The 21,166-nt window shown below is 42.0% G+C and carries 1 protein-coding gene; it reads right to left on the bottom strand.

Going from position 1 to position 21,166, the window contains the following annotated elements; all coding sequences use genetic code 11:
* Window positions 1-20,995: non-ribosomal peptide synthase/polyketide synthase (locus QTN47_RS26005; RefSeq protein WP_369332381.1), on the bottom strand; the 20,995-nt coding region annotated here is incomplete at its 3' end.
* Window positions 20,996-21,166 lie beyond the last annotated feature (171 nt).

Here is a 21,166-nt window from a genome sequence, read left to right as displayed (position 1 = left end):
GCGGTGCTACATACTGACCGATCAACTGCAGCGTTCCGTCTGCTACAGGCAATGCCTTTTTATCCACCTTCCCATTCGGTGTCAGCGGCAAACTATCCAACTCTATTAACAACGAAGGAACCATGTAGGATGGCAACCGGCTTTGCAGGTAGGCTCTGATATCCTTTTGAATGATGGCTGAGATACTTCTGTGTAATGGCATATTTGACGTGATACTGTCTGAAGTGTACAGGGTATTGAGATATGGTTGCCGTACATACCCATTAAAAGAACCGGTGTGCAGAAAAATATTCAGATACAAAGGATCTTCTGCCTTAAATAACTTGTAACTATACCCTTTTGCTTTTGCATGTTTGAGCACCTGGTCAGGATCAACTTTATCACCTGTTTTGAGGTCTACATTGTTTTCAAGTTCTTGTATGGTATTTAGCGATGTATCATAAAGCGCTTGCTGCAGCCGCATTTCGTATTTCAACCGCGGATTGGGAACATTGGCGAATGCTAACACAGGCAAGCCCTTATCTATTTGATTGATAATATCTGAATTATCCAGACTTCCCCACTCCTGCCATTGAGGTTCAAATTCGCTCTTTTCAATATCCACACATATGACCGCAGTATAGCGGTATGCAGTTAATTCATTATCACAGAATGCTTGTTTGGCTAGTAAGTCAATATGGGTAATTACCGGGTATAACGATTGAAGTTTGTGAAAATATCCAGGAGAGAGACAAAGCTCTTGTTCATCAAGCATGCGTTGTTTCGCAGACCATATAAGATCCCTTACGCGAACTGATTTTTGGAGCTTCTGTATTTGTAATCGAACGTTAAACAGTTTTTGCAAGTGGTTGTCCCGTATGTCTCCAATAACAATGCAGCCTTTTCCCTGAAGATGATCAATGCATTTTTCAATAATTTCGGTTAAGTAGTCTTCCCCCGGAAAATATTGAATGACTGAATTTAAAATTACAGTATCAACACGTTCTTCTTTTAACGATACTTCATGTGCAGCACAAACAAATAACTTTGTAACGCCATATTCTTTCTGTTGCTCACTTATTCTTTGCCTGATCTCGTCAATACATGCGGCGGAGAAGTCAGTCCCTATATATTTTTTAATTTTTCCGGCTAACTGATAATAGATCATACCAGTTCCACAACCAATCTCTAATACATTCTGTGGCCTTTGCTCAAAGATTACATCCATTATATCCCGTAACCATTCCTTCATCTGATCGGCAGGGATGCTTCTTCCTGTGAAACTGTCCATCCAACCTATTGTATTAAATTCCGGATCGTTAATTTTATCGTCTGTTATTTTTCCATATTCAAGCTTGTAAACCTCCTTCCAATTGTTTATATGATTTTCATAAAGCGTATGTTCTTTCATGGATGTCACATTCCTGTCTGTAACATAATACCCTATCAGCTGCTTATGAACATCGTCTTCTTTAGTTAACATCACACATTGCTTCACCGGTTGATATTCCAGTAAAACATTTTCAATCTCACCCAGTTCGATGCGATAGCCACTAACCTTTACCTGCTGATCCGTCCGGCCCAGGTATTCAATATCGCCATTCACCAGGTACCGACCCCAATCTCCTGTACGATACAGATATCCTTCGCCAAAGGGATTTAAGATAAACTTTTCACTGGTCAATGCCTCGTTGTTTAAATATCCCCTGGCCAGCCCGGCACCCGCTATATACAGCTCTCCGAAAACGCCCACAGGTACTAATTGGCAATAAGTATCCAGGATGTAGATCTGTGTGTTATCAATAGGCTTTCCAATTGGTATTGCGCCGCCTTGTTTTTCATTGATTTGGCTAAGTTGTAATGTGTATGTGCTACAGCCCACCGTAGCTTCAGTTGGGCCATATTCATTAACAATCTCAATATCTATGTTACTATTCTTTAAATCACGCAGCTGATTCAAATGCAAAGCTTCGCCACCTATAACCAATTTTTTAGTTAACAGCTGCCTATTTGCATGTTTAAAAAACTCATTAAGAAATACAAGATGAGCAGGCGTTATTTTAATAAAATCATACGGGGCATATTTCAGAAGATTGCTATCGTTAAAAACATTTACAGAGCTTTGAGAAGAGATCACACTCAATCTCCCATGCAATAGCGGCATGAGTATGGCTGTAAGGGATGCATCAAATGTGGATGACAAGTGTACGAAACTTCCAGCATAGTCACTATCGCTGGAAATATATGTTGTTTTGCTGTTTTGCAGATAGTTGATCAGGCTGTTATGATTTACCATTACCCCCTTTGGCTTGCCGGTAGATCCGGATGTATACATGATATAGGCAAGGTGTTTCCCATGGACATCAATTGGCGGATTATCTATTGGATAGTCGCAGCCATTTAGTGACCATTCCTGATCCAGTACGATAAGGTTTGATACAATCTCCCCGAGTTTCGTTTTTGTTGCTGCGTTGCAAATGATGATTGATGCGGAAGTGTCCTTAATGATATAGTTTAATCTTTCCGAGGGCAATTCCGGATCTACCGGCACATATGATCCTCCTGCCTTGAAGATGCCGATAATCGCAATGATCAACCCCGGTGAATTTTCCAAACAAACAGGAACCGGCATTTCACTTTTTACTCCTTTGTTGCGCAGGCAATGCGCCAATTGATTGCTTCGTTCATTGAGTTCTTTATAAGTTAACTGCTCAAGTTTGTAAATAACAGAAATGTTATCAGGGGTATTTTGTGCCTGTTGTTCAAACAAGGTTACAAACGTTTCGTCTTTTAATTGCACAGACGGATCATTAAACACATTCAGCAACTGCTCTTCTTCCGACGGACTCAATAAAGTTTGCAAAGCAATTTTTTTACCGGGCGCCTCTATAACTGCATGAAGCAGTTGTTCAAAATGCCTGAGCATGCCTGAAATGGTTTCAGCATTGTATAAATCTGTTGAAAATTCAACTGAGCCTTTTATGCCTTCAGGAATTTCCATTACTGTAAAAGTGAGATCAAATTTTGCGGTAGGCAGATCAAATTCTTCGTTAATGAGCGTAGCTTCTTCAAGTTGTAACCCTGGCACCTCCGGCACGTTTTGTAAAACAAAGAGCACCTGAACAAGTGGGTTCCTGCCTAAATCCCGTTCAACAACCACCGCTTCCACTACTTTTTCAAATGGCGCATCCTGATGTTCATAAGCTTCTAGTGTAGTTTGTTTTACCTGTTGCAGCAAATCAATAAAACTCATTTCACCACTCACATGATCTCTCAATGCCAGCGTATTTACAAAAAAGCCGATCAGCTGTTCAAGGTCAAGTTGCCGTCTGCCTGCAATAGGTGTACCCACACAAATATCCGGCTGTCCTGTATAGCGATACAATAAAAGCTTAAACGCCGCAAGCAAGGTCATAAATAACGTAACATAATGTTCAAGCGAAAATTCTTTAAGCTGTTCAACAAATAACTTATCCCAGCTAAAATATAGTGCATTACCGCGTGGACTATAGTCCACAGGCCTGGAGAAATTGGCAGGCAATTGCAGGGTAGCTACGCCATTCAGTTTATTTTTCCAGTACCGCAGTTGCAGGTTAAGCATTTCTCCGTCCAGGTATTTTCGTTGCCAAATGGCATAATCAGCATATTGTATCGGAAGAGCAGGACGTTCTGTTGCTTTTCCCTCGGAGAAAGCATAGAGCTGCTCAATTTCTTTAGCCAGCACAGACAGGGACCAACCATCGGATGCTATGTGGTGCATAACAATGACCAATAAGCATTCATCATCCTCAAGTGTAATTAAATCTGCACGCAACATATAGTCTTTGTCCAGATCGAATGGTTTAGAGACCAGTTTTTCGATGTAATGGTTCAGCTCTTGTACATCTTTCCCATATTTAAAATTGTCCGTTTTATTTAATTGCCAACATTCCTCCTGTTGAATAAACTGATATGCCTTGCCCTCCTCCTCTTTAATAATTGTCCTTAATATTTCATGCCGGTGTATTATTTCCTTCAACGCATAATTCAGCGCGCCTTCATTTAATTTGCCTTTTAGCCTAAGCACCACAGGCATGTGATACTGTATACTTCCCTGCAGTAAGTGAATAAACCACAAACGTTCCTGGGCAAACGAAAGTGGAATATGATCCGGCCTGATATCGTGCCTGATAACCGGCAGTAACAATGCTTGCTTTCGGGAATAAAGGCTGGCGGCCAGGTTCTCAATTGTGGGATGAAGAAACAAGTCTTTAATTGCTATCTCCACTTGCATTCGTTCACGTACAAAGGCAACGACCCTTGTAGCGGTCAGGCTGTGTCCGCCCAGCTCAAAGAAATTATCATGGATGCTGATCTTTTCAATGCCCAGCAGTTCCTGCCAGATCGCTGCCAGTTGCTCTTCGGCTTCATTGCGCGGTGCTACATACTGACCGCTCAACTGCAGCGTGCCATCGGCAACAGGCAATGCTTTTTTATCCACCTTTCCGTTTGATGTCAGCGGTAAACTATCCAGCTCTATTAATAATGACGGAACCATGTAGGATGGCAACCGGCTTTGCAGGTAGGCCATTATTGATTCCCGGTTAAATATTCCTTTTGCTACAACATAACCTGTTAGCTTCTTATGGCCCTGTATATCTTCATTTGCTATTACCACACACTGACTAACCAGTTCACTTTGCAGCAACGCACTTTCAATCTCACCCGGTTCAATACGATAGCCCCGGATCTTGACCTGGTCATCTCTCCTTCCACAATACTCGATGGTTCCATCGGGCAACCAACGCCCCTGGTCCCCGCTTAAATAGATCCTTCCCGCGCCATATGGATGTTGTACAAATTTCTCTTCCGTGAGCTGCCTGCGATTTAAGTAGCCTCTTGCCAGGCCGGCACCAGCCACACAAATCTCACCTGCCACGCCAATGGGAACCAATTGCCGCAACTCATCTAAAATATAAATACTTAAAGTGGGTATTGGCCTGCCTATACTGTTGCTGCCCGCCAGGATATGCGCTGTCTCAACAAGCTGAAAAGTTACATGAACAGTGGTTTCGGTTATGCCATACATATTGATGAAACGGCAGTTCCGGCTGAGTTCCCGGCTGGGTTGTAGCCTGGTGGGGTTAAGTGCCTCTCCTCCAAAAATGATATACCTCAGGGCCACTTCCGTTGGCTTATGCACCAAGTAGTCCTGCAATACATAAAATGCAGAGGGCGTTTGGTTAAGTATGGTTACTTTTTCCTTTATCAATAATTCTGCAAAGCGTATTGCATCTTTACTGATGAGTGACGGCACTATCACCAACCTGCCGCCGAATAGTAACGCACCGAACATCTCCCATACTGAAAAGTCAAAGCAGAAGGAATGGAACATGCTCCATACATCATTTTCATCAAAATCATACAACGGCAACTGGTTGAAAAACAGGCGTACAACATTGCGATGTTCGATCATCACGCCCTTGGGTTTACCCGTTGAACCGGATGTATAAATTACATATGCGAGATTGGTTGCTTCCGGTCCGTTGTTTAAGTTGATCACCGGTTGTTGTGCTATATCCGAAGCTTCTTGCTCCAACTCAATGATCCGGATCTCTTCCGAATCCTTCAAACTATTCCAGCTTTTCCGGCTGCTCACTACTATCGTTGCAGCAGTATCCTGCAACATATACTTGATCCTCTCCTGCGGGTATTCCGGGTCAATGGGTACATAGGCGCCTCCTGCTTTTAATATACCCAGTATGCCGATGATCATTGCTAAACCACGCTCTATACAAACCGGTACCAGTGTCTCTTCTTTTACACCCCTGCTTCTCAGGTACCATGCTAACTGATTGGAGCGTTCATTGAGCTGCTGGTATGTTAATACTTCTTCTTCATACATTACCGCTATATTACCCGGGGTCTTTTTTACCTGCTCTTCAAACAGATCTATGATCGTTTTGTCTTCCGGATAAGCTACTTCCGTATTGTTGAAGTCATATAGCAACTGGTGTTCCTCTTGCTTTGTCAATAAGGGAAGCTGATAAATGGGGCGGTCATCATAATTTGTCATCGCGCGTAGCAATTGCTCATAATGCATTAACAATTGCCGTATAGTATTTTCTCTAAACAGATCAGTACAGTATTCTGTCGATATATGAAGTTCACCACCGGTTTCAATAACGCCGACCGTAAGATCAAATAAGGTTGTTTGGTGTGCGGACGGTTCCCAGCTCAATTGTAGATCGCCTAAGTGCAACTGCGGAACAGTTGGAGTATTCTGCAAAACAAATAACACCTGGACAAGAGGAGCCCTTGTTATGTCCCGCTCATTAACCAATGCATCTACTATCTTTTCAAATGGTGCATCCTGATGTTCATAAGCTTCTATGGTTGTTTGTCTGACTTGTTGCAATAATTCAATACATGTCATCCCTGCATTTATTTCTGTCCTCAGCGGAAGCATGTTCACAAAAAATCCGATTAAGCCCTCAAGCTCCTGTTGTCTTCTTCCCGCAACAGGAGTTCCTACACAAATGTCCGTTTGCCCACTGTATCTGAACAACAATACTTTGAAGGCAGCCAACATAACCATGAATAGAGTGCAGTCATGCTCCAGGGCAACCTGTTTGAGCTGCTCTGTTAGCTGATGATCAATGATGTGTTCTACTGCAGCACCGCGTGTGCTTTGCATTGCAGGCCGGGGAAAATCGCAGCGTAAAGCCAACATTCCTACACCCTGCAATCTGTCTTTCCAGTATTGCAGTCTTTTGTCAAGAAGATCACCCTGCAAATAGTCACGTTGCCACAACGCATAGTCTGCATATTGAACAGGGAGTTCAGAAAGTTGTGGCCGGCGTTTTTGTTCATAAGCATCGTACAATTCTGTTATTTCTTTCACAAGCACCGACAATGACCATCCATCAGATGCGATATGATGCAGAATCACCACCAATATGTGCTCATTTTCATTCAAAGCAATCAAATGCGCGCGCAACATGTGCTCCGTTGCCAGATCAAAAGGCTGTGAGATCAGACCGTTAATATAATCCTGTACATTTTGATTATGTTCAAGGCAAAGATGCTCATCTGCAATATCTAAATGCCAGCTATTTTGCTGTAGCACATGCTGATAAGGTATTCCCCCGTCATCTAAAAAAACAGTACGCAATACTTCATGCCGGTTTACGATGCATTGAAGTGCATGGTTCAAAGCAGGCACATTTATTTTACCCTTAAGGCGCAATACTGCCGGCAGGTGATACTGCACACTCCCCTGCAACTGATCAATGAACCAGATGCGTTCCTGCGAAAAAGAAAGTGGTATGTTACCTGTGTGTTGCGTCTTCTTTATAACAGGTATTAGCTGTTCCTTATTCTGAACCTGGATACATTCTGCGAGCTCTTTTATGGTGGGATGAATAAACAGATCTTTGATCGCCACTTCTACCTGGAGCAAACGGCGGATACCGGCAATCACCCGGACAGCTATAAGGCTATGCCCTCCAAGACTGAAGAAGTTGTCGAGTATACCAATTTTATCCACCCCGAGCAATTCCTGCCACAGATTAGCCAGAACCTGCTGCAGATCTGTCTCCGGAGCTTCATATCTGTTGTGAAATAAAGAATCACCATCAGGATCTGGCAACGCTTTTTTATTAATTTTTCCATTGGCGGTCACGGGCAGCTTCTCCAATATGATCCAGTTTGCAGGGATCATATAATCCGGAAGTTTACTTTTCAGGTATTCTACCACCTTAGTTTTATCAAAAGGCGTCTTTGGAACCACATAACACAACAGTTGCTGAAAGCCCTGACCATTCTCTTTGGCAAGCACTACACACTGACTTGCCAAATTGCTTTGCAGTATCACACTTTCAATCTCTCCCGGTTCTACGCGGTATCCCCGGATTTTTACCTGGTCATCAATTCTTCCCAGGTATTCGATGTTACCATCTTCCAGCCATCTGCCCAGATCTCCTGTTCTATAAAGACGTCCACCTCCAAAAGGATTTTCAACAAATTTTTCTGCCGTAAGTTTATTATTATTCAGATATCCCCTGGCCACACATTCTCCGGCTATACAAATTTCACCGGCAACTCCTATTGGTAACAACTCCCTGGCATTACGCAGCATATAAATGCTTGTGTTATAAATTGGCTTCCCGATCGGCGGCAAGGAAGATGAAGAAGGGTGATCCACGTCAATTGCGTAAGATGTCACCACATGAGCTTCGGTAGGTCCATATTGATTAACCAGTTTTATTCGATCCTTGTTGACCAGCTGACAAATATCTTCAGTGAGTTTTAGTTGTTCTCCGGCCACTATAACTTCCTCAATTGGCAAACTATTTTCATGGAACAGACAGACCTGTTCAGCCAGATTTTTTAAAGCTCCATAAGGCATAAAGAGATGTGTAATACCGTATGCCTTGATAAATTTAACCAACCCCGGCGTATCCCTGCGCAAGTCATTATCTATAAGATAAAGTGAACCTCCAAAACATAGTGTTGAAAATATTTCCTGGAAACTTACATCAAAATTCAGGCTGGCAAACTGCAGAACATGCCTGTATTTGTTACTGAATTGCTGTTCTTGCCAAAGCAACAAATTTACAAGATTACTGCAAGGCATTAGCACTCCTTTAGGCCTGCCCGTAGAACCGGAAGTGTATAGTACAAAGGTGAGGTTTGTTGAATCTGTTATTTTTGAAGGGTTGCCAGCAGGCTGTTCTGCAACAGCATCATTCTGGTCTAACTCAATAATGTCCAGATTTGCAGTTGAAAGCAACTTTTCTTTGCTACGTTCACTCGTTATTACTACGGATGCTGAGATATCCGAAAGCATATAGTTAATTCTCTCCTGTGGGTACTCAGGATCAAACGGTACATATGCACCACCAGCCTTTAATATGCCAATCAATCCGATAATCATCTCCGGCGATCTTTCAATACAAATTGGAACAAGCACTTCTTCCCGAACGCCTTTCTTTCGCAGATAATGTGCAAGTTGGTTAGACCGTTCGTTGAGTTGCTTATAGGTTAATTTGTATTCGCCGAATACAACAGCGATGGCATCCGGATCTTTTAGCACTTGTTGTTCGAACATATCAACAACAGTCAGGTTAACGGGGCATTGAATCGCAGTGTTGTTAAAATCATAAAGCAATTGCCGTTCCTCATCTCCTGTGAGCATTTGAAGGGATGCAATTGTTTGATAGCTGTTTTGTGTAATTGCTTTAAGCAGCTGCTCATAATGCGAAAACATGCTCTCTATAGTGCCCGACGCGTACAAATCGGTGCAGTATTGCACGTAACACTGCAAGCCATCAGTATTTTTTTCTATACTAACGCTTATGTCAAACGGTGTTGTTCCGTGTGCATGTTCTTCAATTGACAATCGCGTGTCCCCTAATTGGAATTGAGGTATCTCCGGTGTATTTTGTAGAACAAACAGTATTTGCACAAGGGGATTTCTGCTTAAATCGCGATCTTCAACTACTGCCTCTACAACTTTTTCAAAGGGCGCATCCTGGTATTCAAAGGCTTCCAGGATTGTTTGTTTTAATTGGCGTAACAATAAAGCAAATGTCATCTGGTCATTTACTTCACTTCTTACTACAATGGTGTTCACAAACAAACCGATCATGTTTTCCAGTTCGAGCTGTCGTCTGCCGGCCACAGGCGTACCAATTGAAATATCCGCCTGACCCGTATAACGATACATCAGTACCTTAAAAGTTGCAAGAAGCGTCATAAAAAGCGTAACGCCTTCTTTAAGAGAGAATGCTTCTAATTGATCACATAATATTTTATTTATGGTACAGTGAAGCATTTTGCCTCTTGCTGTATGGACAGGAGGTCTTGGATAATCGGTTCTAAGCTGTAAAACCGGTGCATCAGAAAGCTTCTTTTTCCAGTATTCCAACTGTCGATGTAATATCTCACCTTCGAGATATTGTCGCTGCCACAATGCATAATCCGAATACTGAATTGGTAAACAGCTAAGGTCAGGCTTCCGTTTCATCAGGTAAGCTGAATAGAGTCCGGCAACTTCTTTCATAAGCACAGACAATGACCAACCATCTGATGCGATATGGTGAATAACCAATACAATAATACTTTCTTCCTGTTCCAGTGGTATAAGGCTGGCCCGGATCATATAATCAGCGCTTAAATCAAAAGGCTCGTCTACAATTTGCCGGATACATTGCTTTAAACTATCAGGGCTTTCCTTATACAAAGGGTTAGCGATAATTTGCAAACGCCATTCTTCATTATTTCGAACGAGCTGCCATGGCTGCCCGTTGTCTTCACAAATAACAGTGCGCAATATTTCATGACGCGCTATAACGCTTTGCAAAGCATTTTCTAGGGCTATAGCATCAATATTTCCGTTCACACGCAGAACAGCCTGCATGTGATACTGAATACTCCCCTGCAACTTGTCAATAAACCACAATCTTTCCTGGGCAAAGGAAAGCGGTAACAAATGCGGTCTATCCTGAACCTGGATTGAGGGCAACAGCAATGTTCTATTTTGTGATTGCAGATGCTTCGATAAACTTTCGATTGTAGGGAAAGCGAAAAGATCCCTTATGGCTATTTCTGTTTGCAGTTCGCTACGAACAAGTGCAATAACCCTCACGGCAGTCAGGCTGTTTCCGCCAAGCGCAAAAAAATCGTCCCCTATACCTATTCGTTCCACTTCCAACAGCTGCTGCCAGATATTGATTAATTTTTCCTGTGTCAGTGTTTCCGGAGCTAAGTATCTTTTATTGAAATGGCGATCCGGAACAGGTAGCGCCTTTTTATCGATCTTTCCGTTTTTTGTTAACGGCAGCGTTTCTAAAAAATGGAAATAATCCGGAACCATGTAAGCGGGCAGCCGTTTACCCAGGTGCCTTCTAAGCATTTCTACGAGATCTGAACCGGATTCAGGCTCAGTGGCCTTGTTTATTGATTGAAATAACTTTAAGTAAAACGCATTTTTAGTTGGACATGCGGGCTGATAGAAAGAGTTGTACCCGAAGTCTGTACTTGTCCCTTTTTTTTGAATCAGTGTGCCCTGTACAGAGTAATCAGGATTAACATTATTTGCACTTAAACGAACAACAAATTTCCCTTGCACATAGTCACCTTTTTGCACTTCGATGCCAGGATAAAACAACGGAAAATAAACAGGAAGCCAATTGGTGTCTCCGTTAAGGCTGTTAATCAGCCTGTCTTCCAAAGGAAAAAGGTTGATCCAAAACAACAGACCGTCAAATCTTGCATTTTTCGTTATTTCTATAACGAATTCGTTTTCATATTCCTCATCATTCGGAGAATTAAAATTTAGATCCTCCACAATCGCATCTGTTGAAATAATGTTGGCGTGTGGCAAATTCTTTATACACAAACGAATGGCGGTACCGGCGCCCAGTTGATCAAAAATTTTATCCGCATAAAAACCGGCAGCCTTGTCAAAAACAGGATGATCATACAGGTTGTCGGGGAATGTTATTGCAGCCATGCGTGTCAAGCACCGTTGAGGAATCATGCGGCCATCTTCTTTGAGAAATCTGCGGGCATTATTTAGAATCACATTAGCACCTTCACTTCCTCCGATTGTCCCTATGATCTCAGAGACACAAACATCAACCAATTCACCAATGGTCGCGTTTAATACATCTCCCAAAATAACCACTATGTTATCTTCAAGATGTAAATTGCAAACAGTCTGCTTTGCATGTTCAAAGGCTTCAAAGTCACTTTCAACAGCATATACAATTTTGGCGCCCGCTTCAATACATAGTCTGGCAAGAATGGCGTCTTTACCCGTTCCAATATCTAATACAGACTTATCCTTAACCAATTGACTGAATGCGTACCTATACTCATCATTTCGTGTTTCATCATGTGTAAGCGCATAATACAACAGGTCATCATAAATTGGATACTCACCAACGGATGGCCACAACAGAGACGGGCCTGTTGCTTTTAAAACTATGTATGCGGCGAGACGCAGATCACCTGGTTCATCTTCCCTGGTTACTACAACAGCGTTACTTACCAATTCATTTTGTTGCAGCACAATTTCTATTTCAGCCGGCTCGACCCGGTACCCCCTCACCTGTACCTGTTCATCCAGTCTTCCAAGAAACTCCAGCGTTCCGTCATGCAACCATCGTCCAATATCCCCTGTTCTAAAAAGTTTTCTCTTGTCATCGTTGCTAAACGGATCTTCAATGAACTTTGTGCGTGTCTCTTTTGCCAGATTTAAATAGCCCCGTGCGACTTGTACCCCACCTACGCAGATCTCACCAATGGCGCCAGAAGGGAGCAATTGTTGATTCTTATCCAGGATATATACCGAAGTATTTGGTACCGGCTTGCCGATAAGTGAAGCACCTGATAGCTCCTTAATATTGTGAAAGCTAACAGCCACTGTTGTCTCACTTGGACCATAACCATTTACGATGGTTATTTTATCAAACAAGTTATCGATGTGAGATGCATATAGTGTATCGCCTCCGCTTATAAGGTATCTTAAGTTTCCTGTTGTTAATAATTCTTTGTTTAACCAGTTTATCATGGAAGGCGTTGCACTTAGAATAGTGGCATCATTACTTTCAATTTTTTCTTTCAGACTATTAAGATCTCTTCCATCTTTTAGAACAATAAGGCACGCACCGGAGATGAGCGCTAAAAAGACCTGCTCCACCATCATGTCAAAAGAAACAGAAAACTGTTGAAGTATTTTATCTTCGCCTGCTATTGAAAAATACTCCCTGAATGCACTCAGGTAATTTACCACGCTTCTATTTTCTATCATTACTCCTTTGGGCTTACCGGTACTTCCCGAAGTATAAACAACATAGACCAATTGAGACGGATCGATACTATTCGCCGGATTTGTACATGGCTTTTTTGAGATAAAGTGCTCCTCATTTTTTAGATCAACTATTTCTAAAGTGTAATCCTCCAGCAAATCTTTGTAATGAATGTGGCCAAGCATTATTGTGGCATTCGTGTCTTTCAGTATAAAACGTACACGTTCTGCCGGATAATCGGGATCGATTGGCACATAGGCTCCGCCAGCTTTTAATATTGCCAGCATACCGATAACCATCTCCAGGGATCTTTCTACCAAAACCAACACAAGTGTCTCTTTCTTTACGCCCTTTTCTGCGAGGTAATACGCTACCTGGTTGGCACGTTCATTCAGCTGGCTATAGGTTAATTTCTGATTTTCAAATTTAACAGCAGTATTTTCCGGCGTCAGAAGTACCTGCTCTTCCAGCAGATCCACAAGCGTCTTACCAAAGGAATAATCTCTTTTGGTATCATTGAAAACGTTCAATAACATATGGGTTTCCGAGGGCGCTAGTATTGCATCAATTCTTAAAGGCGATGAAGCATGCTTTATAAACGAATCCAATATCTTTCTGTAATAAACTGTAAGCCTGTCTACATCTGTTCTTTCAAAAACCTGGTCAAGAAAATTAAAGATTACCTGATGGCCCCCATTTACTTTTTGAATGGTCAGATCGAGACTGGTATTTGTCATCGTGGACATGTCAACCAATGGTTCACGAATGGAGAATTCTTTACGCATCTCGTCAAGCACATAAAAATCGATATAATTGAATATGACATCAAAAAATGGATTTTCGTATGCCGTTTTGCCAACTGTTGTCTCCATTATCTCAAACAATGATAGCCGGTCATACGCTTTTAGCTCTCTCGCTTTTTTATTGATGGAAAGGAGCAACATCTCCGGTGTTTCATCTTGCTGGAATTGATATCTGAACGGAACGGTATTTAAAAAACAGCCAATGATCATTTCGCCATCAACAACCTCCGGTCGGCCATGGGTTACCAAACCGGCTAATATGTCGTCTGAATAATTGGTTATTTTCAATAAGTACATAAAGGCGGCTAAATAGACGTCCTTTACATGTATTTGAAGCTTGTTGGATAGCTTTTCCAGCCCTTTGCCCAGTTCACCATCAACAATAAAAGTTGCGGTTTGAAAATGTTTCTGCCCCAGAACATTTACTCCTTTTGCAAACGGCAGATCTGTTCTTGAATAACCATCGAGGTATCTTACCCAAAAATCCTTAACCGTAAGATCTTTTTTGTAGCGGAACTGATCAGTTATGTAGTCTTTTAAAGTTGCGCGAAGGGGCTCCGGCTTGTAAGAACAATTTTCCTTTAGTTTAAAGTACACATGGCTAAGTTCGTTCAACAACGATGCGGCACTCCATCCATCTATAATAGCATGAAGCAATGACCAACAAATGGTATACTCTTTTTCACTAAGCTCAAATATTGTTATTCGCCAGAGGCCAGGTTTAGTAATCTCAAAAGAAGTCTGTCTATCCTCTTCCAGGAATAGTTCAAGAAACTCTTTTTGTGCTTCCAGATCCAGGTGACTTAAATCTCTATAAGAAATATTTTCCTGCGCCGTGTTATGCACGATTTGAACGGGCGTATTAAACGTATTAAAATGAAAAGAAGAACGCAGGCTTTCGTGTTTTTCAACAAGCAGTAAGAATGCTTTTTTGAAAAGTTCAGTATCAAGCGTTATTCCGCTCACGTGAGAAAAAACCTGCTCGTGATATATACCCGCTCCTTCATTAAAAAAGGTGTAGTACAGCATGCCTTTTTCAATGTCACTCATGGGGTAGATACATTGCCAGTCGTCCGGGAGAAATACCGACAGATTGCTATCGCCAAGTATTGTATCTTCAATACCCTCAACTTCTCTTTTTGCTTCATCCCATCCATACTGCAGTTTGCCTGGTGTTTGTGTAATATGGCGCGCGAGGGATGCCACTGTTTGAAGTTCAAAAACATCCTGAATTCCGACAGCCTTATCCCAGCATTGATTTATCTGGCTGACAAGGCTGACAGCCAAAATGGAATCTCCGCCCAGCTCAAAAAAATTATCATGAATACCAACCTGTTCAACGCCGAGCACTTTCTGCCAGATTGCAGCCAGCACTTGTTCAGTTTCCGTATGTGGGGCAACAAAGACACCTGTAAAAGATTGGGGAGCCGGCGCGTCCGGCAAAGCCTTCTTATCGATTTTTCCATGAGACGTAAGCGGCATTGTCTCAATTTCAATCCACAAAGAAGGGATCATATAACCCGGCAATCTTTCTTTTAGAAAAGCCGTCAGTTGTTCTACATTAAAAGACGCTTTTGCTACCACATATCCTACCAATCTCTTATGACCATTATTGTCTTCTTTTGCAATGACTGTACATTGACTAACCCACTCGGTTTGCAACACTACTGCTTCAACTTCTCCCGGTTCGATGCGATATCCCCGAATCTTTACCTGATCATCGACGCGACCCAAAAACTCAATATTCCCGTCGGCATCCCAACGTCCCAAATCACCACTACGATAAAGACGGCCGTTACCAAACCGGTTCTGTATAAATTTTTCAGCCGACATTCCGGCCTGGTTTAAATAACCCATTGCTAACCCGTCCCCCGCAATACAAATCTCTCCACACATCCCGGGAGGAACCAATGCCAACCGCTCATCAGTAATGTAAATATTTGTGTTTGAAAGTGGCCTGCCTATAGGAACGGTATTTTCTCCATTAAGCATATTTATCGGGTAACAAGTCGTAAACACGGTACATTCTGTGGGCCCGTAAACATGAACAAGCTTATCCGGCCCCATAGCTGACAACGCACGACTAACATGTGAACAAGAAACCATTTCGCCACCAAAAAGCACTTTTCGCAAGCTGCAAAACACAAGAGGATCTATGTCTATAAACTTGTTGAATAATGCTGTAGTTATAAAGCAGATCGTAATTTGTTCTGTTTTAATCAGGTTTGCCAGTTCATATACATCTGAAGCAAATGCATCTTTTACGAGGCAAAGGGTTGCTCCCTGCAACAGTGATCCAAATATCTCATACACAGAGCCATCAAAAGAATAATTTGACCATTGCAGCATCCTGTCATTTTCTTCTACCGCAATACACCCACTGTCGCTTACCAGTTTAACAACATTTTTATGACTGATGGCAATCCCCTTTGGATGTCCCGTTGTGCCCGATGTATACATGATATAAGCACATGAATCTGTCGTGTGGTTAACTTCATACCCGGGAAAAGCCAGCGAATCATTGATATCTATACAGTCGCAAAATCCCAGCCCCTTCGAATAGGCCATTTCACAATCTGTACAAACAATATGTCTTAATCCGGCATCCTGAATAATATATTTCAGCCTCTCACCGGGGTAATCTATATTGAGCGGAACATATGCAGCCCCTGTTTTCAGGATGCCAAGTATTCCGACAATCATTTCAATTCCCCTTGTGGCCAGCAATCCTACATTACTTCGCAATTCAACACCTTTTTGCTGCAGATAGCCCGCCAGCTGATTGGCTCTTTGGTTAAGCATTTCATAGTTTAGTTGCCCTTCTCCGCAGATCAACGCAATTCCTGCAGGCTTTCTTCTCACCTGGAGCGCAAACAAATCAATTATTGTCTTGTCTTTTGGATAATCTACAGCAGCGTTGTTGAACTCATGCAGCAACTGATGCTCCTCATCTTTTGTGATGATGCGCAGATCGCCTATTGCCTTGCCGGTATCTTGTACAATGGCGTTGAGTAGCTGTTCGTAGTGAACCAACATGCTGCAAATGGTTGGTTCTTTAAAAAGATCTGTTCGGTATTCTACGGACCACCGGATACCATCTATTGTTTCTATTATGGTAAAATTGATGTCAAATTGTGCAGTTGTTCGTTGACGGTCTTCAATAGAAACCTGCACTTCACCTAAATGCAGCTCCGGAATTACGGGTGTATTTTGTAGTGTAAAAAGTATCTGAACAAGTGGACTCTTACTCAATTCACGTTCTTCAACAACAGCGTCCACCACTTTCTCAAAAGGTATATCCTGGTGTTTGAAGGCATCCAGGACAGTATGCTTTACCTGCTGTAAGAAATCAACAAAGGATGTATTTGCATCTACTACGTCTCTTAATGCAAGTGTATTAACAAAAAAGCCAATCAGCGTTTCCAGCTCCTGTTGTTTTCTTCCTGCAATTGCAGTACCTATACAAATATCCGTTTGGCCACTATAGCGGTATAATAGTATTTTAAAGGCCGCAAGCAGGGTTATATATAAAGTGGAACTGTTTTGACTGGCAATTTTCTTTAGAGATATGGTCAGTTCGTTTGACAGCGTATAATGTACAAGTGCTCCCTGGGTATTTTGTACGGCTGGCCGGATATAGTCTGTCGGCAGATCAAGCATCTTTACTCCCTGAAGCTTTTCCTTCCAATAACTAACCCCTTCATCCGGCATGCCTTCTTTCATATGCTTACGCTGCCACACTGCATAGTCGGCATATTGTATATGGAGCGCGGAAAGCTGAACCGGTCTGTCTTCTATTGAAGCCTCATAAAATTCCATCACCTCACGTACAAGTACTGACACAGACCATCCATCCGCTGCGATATGGTGCAATACCAGAACCAGTATATGAAATTCCCCTGTCATTGCGATCAGGCATGCCCTCAACATATGCTCCGTTTCCAGATCAAAGGGGCGGGATATAAATGAATCAATAAATCTGTTCAGCTCATCATTATCGCCATTACCGGGAAAATCACCAACGATATCTAACCGCCATTGCTGTTCACTAATATATTGATACGGCTTTCCTTCTTTTTCTACAATAACAGTTTTCAATATTTCGTGACGATTGACAATGCTTTCCAGTGCATAGCCTAAAGCTTTTACATCTAATTTACCTTGCAGCCTTAACACAGCTGGCATGTGATATTGTGTACTGCCTTGCAATCTGTGAATAAACCACAACCGTTCCTGCGCAAAGGAAAGGGGAACACAATCAGGCCTTTCCTGTGGTTCTATTTGAAGAAGGCGCAAATCATTTTTTTGTTGCTGCAGGTATTTGGCAAACAGGTCTATTGTTGGCTTTGCAAACAGCTCTTTAATCGCTGCTTCAATAGCTAATTCCTTCCGGATAGCGGATGCCATTCTGAAAGCGATCAGACTATGCCCGCCCAGTTCAAAAAAATTGTCATATACGCCTATATTGTCTATACACAGTAACTCCTGCCAAATTTCAGCAAGCTTTTTTTCCATGTAATTGCGCGGAGCCACGTACACGTTGCTCAACATTTGAGCGGGTTCAATGTCCGGAAGTGCCTTCCTGTTTATCTTTCCAGTAGAGGTGAGCGGCAATCGATCCAGTTTAACCCATAGATGCGGTATCATGTACCGGGGAAGCTTGTGTTCAAGATAAGCGACCAAACAGGCTGAATCCAATTCACCTTTTACCACAACGTATCCCACCAGCTGCTTATACCCTTCTGTATCATCTTTTCCCACAATCACACATTCCTGAACCAGCCCGCTTTGCTGAAGTACAGCTTCAATTTCACCAGGTTCAATCCGGTAACCCCGTATCTTTAGCTGCTCGTCCTGTCTTCCCAGAAATTCGATGCAACCATTTGTATTCCAACAGCCGATATCTCCGGTCCTGTAGAGTTTTTTGTCTTGATGAAACGGATGCCTGATAAATTTTTCGGCTGTTAACTCTGGCCGGTTTAAATATCCCCTGGCAAGTCCGGCGCCGGATATGCAGATCTCTCCCGGAGTACCAATGGGAACGAGGCGTTGATCATTATCTAAAACATACACTTCCGTATTAGCCAAAGGCCGGCCTAAGGAAAGCAGATGACTGTTATTCATTCTTTCACCATCATCCAAAAACTCAATGCTCGTAACAGTTGTTTCGGTTGGTCCGTATTCATTGTAAAAACGAACTTTATTTTTCCATTTATCGGCCAGATCAGTCTTACATATGTCTCCACCCGCAATAACCCTTTTCAAACATTCGTAAGCGACCAGCGGCACGTTTTCAATAAAAGCGGGTGTAGCGTGCAAATGTGTAATGTGGTTGCTTTGCAAAAAAAGCCCGAAGGAAGCTGGCTCCAACTGCAAACCTTCCGGGAATAAAACGAGCGGAACGCCATTTAACAACGCCAGAAACATTTGTTCTACAGACGCATCGAAGCAATAATTTGAGAACAACAATATCCTTTCATCCTCAGTTATACCAAAACATGCACTTTGAGCAGTTATTAAGTTTACAACACTTTTATGCTCTATCATAACCCCTTTAGGTACACCCGTGGACCCCGAAGTATAAATTACATAGGCCAGATTTTCAGGCCTGGAATTGCTTTCCGGGTTAATTGAAGGCTCCTTTAAAATACCTCGCCATTCGCGATCTAATTGAACAATAGTGGCGGAAGAATTTGCCGGCAATTTTGATTCACAGGAACTACTGGTTAATATTATGGGGGCCTGCGTGTCGCTAAGTATATAATCAATCCGTTCTTTTGGGTATGCGGGGTCCACAGGGACATAAGCAGGCCCTGCTTTTAATATACCTAAAACAGAGATAATTAATTCAAAAGACCGTTCTAAACAAATTGCGACAAGTGTCTCTTTTTTTACCTGTTTCTTTAAAAGGTAATGCGCCAGCTGATTAGCGCGGTCATTAAGCTGTTCAAAAGTTAGTACTTCATCCTGAAAAACAACTGCTGTTGCAGCCGGCGTTTTACTTACCTGTTGCTGAAATAAGTCAATAAGTGTCTTGTCTGCAGGATAGTCTTTTTTCGTTGCGTTAAATGCAACCAACAACTGCTGTTTTTCCGTTGCGGGGATTATGTCAATGCTCCCGATGCTTTTATTCAATGACAAAGGCATCTGCTCAAAAATAAAAAGGAGGCGCTGAGCAAGCAGTTCTATTTCACTTTGCAGAAAATATTCATTGCGAAAATTAAATCTAAGACTCAACGGTTGCTGTTTTCCGTAATCCTGCCAGCATATATCCAAAGGATATCGTTCATGGAAGCTTGAATATTTCTCTATTGTTGCCTGAACATCAGATCCAAAATCCAACGAGAAATCCAGCTGTTCATAATTTATTACAACCTCACACAAATATTCGTGAGTGAAATTGATCTTAAAATGCCTGATAATATCGCTGACCAAAAAGTTTTGATGCCGGTAGTCCTTCTTTTGTTGGATCGATATTTCCTTTAGCAAATCGATCAGCGTCATGCCTGGTTGAAATGTTGCGTGATAAGGCAAAAGTCCGCTAAACATGCCCATGATATTTCTGAGATGTTTAGAATTTCTTTTGTGAACTGATGAACCAAATACAAACGATGTCTTATCCGATGTTTTTCCAAAATAAATTAATAGCGCAGCAATAGTGAGCTGTTGCAAGCCGTACCCTGTTTCACGTTTAATTTCCTGAAGTGTATTTTGCCGGGCTTCGTTTAATCTGACTAGGTAAGTCGAACTATGCTTTTCAGAACCGGGTAATGACTTGTATTTAGTTTTCAGTAGTTGCTGCGGCTTTTCTTGAATTCTTTCAGTCCAGTATTTTTTGTCAGCTGCATATACTGACGAATCAGCATATTTTTTTTCATTAATGATCACATCCCGGTAACCCGGATATTCAACAATAAAGTCATTCCCGGTTCGTAACGATGTGTACTTTTGAGCCAGGTACTGTAACCAAACAGCAAAGCCAAAACCATCGGTAATAAAATGATGGTAGCGATGGAAAAGCCAGTGTTCGTTATCTTCAATCCTGAGCAGAGCATGCTCAAATAAGAAATTTTCTTTTTGAATGGAGAAAGGGGTATTAAATTGTTCCTGCACCCAGGCCCTGGCTCGTTCTTCCGGATTGGAATATCCGCTAAAATCAATTTCGGGAACTTCCAGGCTGTCAAAACTATCGTCGAAATAACAAACGGAATCTAAATCGTTCAGCTGAAATCGCATTTTAAAAGTGTCGAATACCGCTGGTGCTGAAGTTATTGCCTTCAGCAAATTTCCTTTATCAAGCAATCCTTTTAATTTTAAACAGCCTCCGATATTATAGTGAGTGCTTCTTGTGTTGATTATCTGATCCCAATAAACGTCCTGCTGGGAAGGATGCAAAGGAAAATTCGCGTTTGTCATATCCCACTGGTTTTAAACAAAGAGTAGAAAATCTGGTTAATGGCCGGTAACTGATACTTTTTATTAACGGCAAATTCAATATCAGTTTCAGCCTTCATCTGAAATTTTAGCGCTTGTTTGTCAGAATCAACTTAGCGTTGTTATTCCTGTTCGGGTACTTTCCTTTCTATA

The organism is Danxiaibacter flavus, assembly GCF_041060425.1.
GTDB classification, from domain to species: Bacteria; Bacteroidota; Bacteroidia; order Chitinophagales; family Chitinophagaceae; genus Danxiaibacter; species Danxiaibacter flavus.
Note: the sequence above shows the minus strand (reverse complement) of the source record. Positions and strands in the feature narration are given on the sequence as shown.